Annotated in this window: 3 protein-coding genes; 1 reads left to right on the forward strand and 2 read right to left on the reverse strand. The window is 58.5% G+C overall.

Features of this window, described 5'->3' with window-relative positions:
* Positions 1-437 precede the first annotated feature (437 nt).
* Positions 438-1,151 (forward strand): UTRA domain-containing protein, encoded by a 714-nt coding sequence (locus tag ACRESJ_RS16185; protein ID WP_137808238.1) that lies wholly within the window; start codon positions 438-440, stop codon positions 1,149-1,151.
* On the opposite strand, the gene ACRESJ_RS16190 is transcribed toward ACRESJ_RS16185, so the two are convergent.
* Both ACRESJ_RS16190 and ACRESJ_RS16195 read right to left on the reverse strand, forming a co-directional pair.
* Positions 1,127-3,298 (reverse strand): mechanosensitive ion channel family protein, encoded by a 2,172-nt coding sequence (locus tag ACRESJ_RS16190; protein ID WP_431758800.1) that lies wholly within the window; start codon positions 3,296-3,298, stop codon positions 1,127-1,129. The two genes, ACRESJ_RS16185 and ACRESJ_RS16190, sit on opposite strands and share 25 nt — an antisense overlap.
* Positions 3,299-3,375: 77 nt before the next feature.
* Complete coding sequence (locus ACRESJ_RS16195) at positions 3,376-3,552, reverse strand: hypothetical protein (RefSeq protein ID WP_431758801.1); 177 nt, start codon at positions 3,550-3,552, stop codon at positions 3,376-3,378.
* Between the last annotated feature and the right edge of the window lie 77 nt (positions 3,553-3,629).

A 3,629-nucleotide genomic window follows, 5' to 3' on the forward strand; every position in this document is an offset into this window, starting at 1 on the left:
ATCATCAGCCGCCATGGCGGCGGTGCACATGGCAATGGTCGAGCCTAACAGTGATGCCAGGAAAAACTGTTTCATTCCGAAGCTCCTTGGGTCGTGTTCAACGCTGCGATTGCGGTTTGTGTTGGTCTAGGTCAGCAATACCTGAGCCAATCTAAGGGGGCTGGATGACACTTTGATGTCGTTCATCGCCCGGCAGGACTTTTACTTGTCCGGTATCGACGGCTGCACGGTAAGCGTAGACCATGGGCAAAGGCCCGCTACACAAGGACTTGGTCGATCTGGTTCACAGGTTTTATATGACTGCCAAAGTGACCGTTCGAACATTTGTCATCTCTCAGTCATCTGCACTGCCTACGCTTGCAGGACGTTGATTGAGCCGATCTACCCTGCGGTTCTGCCCCGAAACAGCGCTGGTCTAGTCCAGATAGGTAACGTTGATGCGTGATGAGGCAACAAAAGCGGTGACAGCCATTGGCCAGGTGCTGCAGGAACAGCTTGACCATGGGTTGCTGGCGCCCGGGAGCAAGCTGCCTGCTGAGCGAAAGCTCAGTGAATTGTTTGGCACCACACGAATCACTGTGCGTGAGGCGTTGTTGCAGTTGGAGGCCCAAGGGCAGATTTATCGCGAAGAGCGCCGTGGCTGGTTCGTGTCGCCGCCGCGCCTGGCCTACAACCTGATGCAGCGCAGCCACTTTCACGCGATGGTCAGCGCCCAGGGGCGAGTGCCATCCACCGAGGTGATTTCGGCACGATTGCAGCCGGCGTCGGCGGCAGTCTGCGCCTGGTTGCAGTTGCCGGCATTGTCCAGTGTGATTCAGATCTGCCGTTCGCGACGCATTGACGGGCGATTGGTGTTGTACGTGGAGCACTACCTGAACCCGCAATATTTCCCGGGGATCCTGGATTTCGATTTGAATCAGTCGATCACCGAGCTGTACGCGCGGCATTACGATCTGCATTACGGGCGGGTGCGGTTCGAGATCGTACCGACAGCTTTGTCGGTGGATGCGGCGGCGGCCTTACGGGTATCGGTGGGGAGCCCGGGCTTGCGTATTGCCCGGGTCAATTATGACCAACATGAGCGATTGATCGATTGCGACCTAGAGTTTTGGCGCCATGATGCGATTCATGTCGGGGTGGATGTCGTCTGATCCGGGCCGCCGCCGGCTGTGATGACTTGCACGCTCATGCGCGGCATTGCCAGATCCAGCCCCGCCTCATCCATATGCCGTTTCAGCGAAAGATTGAACGCCCGGGACACTTCCCACTGTTTGATCGGTGCTGTCTTGAACCGCGCGCGAAGGATCGCGTTGCCGGACTCGAAGCTTTCCACCCCTTGGAATTCCAGCGGCGACCAGATATTGCGCCGTTGCAGTGGGTCGGTACGCATTTTCTGGCCGACATCGCGCATCAGTTTGATGGCATTGTCGATGTCCATGTTGGCCGGCACCGCGACCCGGAATATGGCGTAGCCGAATTCCCGGGAGTAGTTCTTGATGCTTTTGATTTCACTGAAGGGGATGGTATGGACGATGCCATCGATGTCCCGCAGGCGCACGGTGCGGATGGTCAGGCCTTCGACCGTGCCGAGATGGCCGCCGACGTCCACGTAGTCGTCGATGGCCAGGGAGTCTTCGATGATGATGAAGAGCCCGGTGATCAGGTCTGCCACCAATGACTGCGCGCCAAAACCGATGGCCAGACCAATCACACCGGCACCGGCCAGCAGTGGCGTGACGTTCATGCCCATGTTCGCCAGGGCGACGATCAGCGCGATGATGAAGATTGCCACGAACAGGACGTTGCGGATCAGCGGCATCATCGTTTGCGCGCGAGCGTTGGCCAGGCCTTTGCGCGAGCGGGTGAGGGCGTGATGCACAGCGGTGTCGCTGAGAATCCAGATCAGCCAGGCAAAAATCAACGTACCGGCGAGGCTGAACAGCTTGACGCTGACTTCATGGCCTTCGCCTTCCGTGAAGGCAATCAGCGACATGCCCCAGACTCGTAGGCCGAGTTCGATGAACGCCAGCCATACCAGCAGATGGGCGAGGGTGTAGAAGAAACTCTTGAGGCGTTCGGAATACAGCGCGTGGCGCTTCACGCCGCGTTGTGGCTTGAGGGCGTGGCGGCGAACCAGCCCGTTGATGACCATGCACAGCACCAGCAGCACGGTGCAGATGAGCGACTGACGTAACGCGGTGCTGGTATCGCCGGCGGAAACGAATGTGGCAAACAGTGAAATACCCACCAATACCAGCGCCGGGACAAACCAGAACGTGCCGAGGATTTCGATGGTGTCGCTCAGGGCGCGGCGGGTCAGGCGTCGGGACAGTGGCTGGTTGCGGATCAAGTGCGCAATCGGGCGACGGAATCGCAAAATGAACAACCCCGTGGACAGCGCCGCCAATACGTTGGCCACCGTCGCGGCGGTGTGCGCCAGATGCATGCCGAGGCTGTTGGTCAGACGTGGATCATTGAGCGCTTCACCGAACGCGGCGAAGCTTCCGATCAGCCACAGCGGTCGAAATGCCTGATGCCGCAGAATGTATAAGGCGCGGTGGCGGTGCGGACCGTCGAGCAGGGAAAATGCAATCACGCAGATTGCAGAGAAACAGGTCCCGACCACCAGCGCATAGGCGAGCACCATGGCCAGGCTTTTGCCCAATGACGAAGGCAGGGCGTAGCTCATGTACACCGTGATGACCAGGGCGATCAACCATGGCCCCAGTTTGCGCAAGGCGAAGCGCAGCATGTCCAGGGCCTTGGGGTGTTGCGGCAGTTCTTCGGTCAGACCGAAACGCATGCGCACCCGGTGACTGACCCAGATCAGCGCTGCGGCCAGCAAGCTCCAGACCATCAAGATCATGGCGAAAGCAAAGATGATAGGCAGCCATTCGTTGGCCGGCAGCACCAGTGCGGTCAGTTCGTCCTTGGCCAGATCAAACTCGTTGGACCAGCGTGTCAGCGGACTGTCGAGGCCGGAGAACTGTTTTTCGAAACTGGCCAGGGTGCCGCCGATCAGACCCAGAACGCCCTCTTCGGTGACCGGTTGGGCCTTTTTCGTGGCGTCGCGAAGTTTTTTCAGGTCCGCCAGCAACTTGCTTCGTTGCTGGTCGTTTTCCAGGGATTTGATCACTTCGTCCAGAGATTGCCCCAAGGGCTCCTGTGCCTCCGGCTGGGTTTTCGCCGAACTGTTGAGCAGGCTCGGCAAACCGGCCGCCTGGGCTGGCGCCAGCGGCAGCAGCGTTATCAGGCAGACAAGGAACAAACAGGGCAGGGCGAAAAGACGAGCGAACACTAGGCAGTCAACCTCGAAGTGAGCGGGTCGCCCGAGTGTACGAGCCCGGCAAAATCAATGCGAGACAGGGTGAGGTTTTATTCGTTGAGTTTGGCGAGGATCTTGAAAATCACCGTCGCGAGGATCAGCAGCATGCCGAGCCACATGGTGAATACACCGGCGTTTTTATCACGAAAATTGAAGCCGATTGCCAGCATGAACATCCCGATAAGAATCGGAATCAGCATGGCGTGGAAGGAGGACAACGTGATCATGGCGACTGCCTTGTCGAAAGGGATAGTTTGAGTCTAGGTGGGTTTTGAAGGTGTGTAGGAGCTGCCGCAGGCTGCGA

The organism is Pseudomonas sp. (genome assembly GCF_050739655.1).
In the GTDB taxonomy this organism is placed as follows: Bacteria; Pseudomonadota; Gammaproteobacteria; order Pseudomonadales; family Pseudomonadaceae; genus Aquipseudomonas.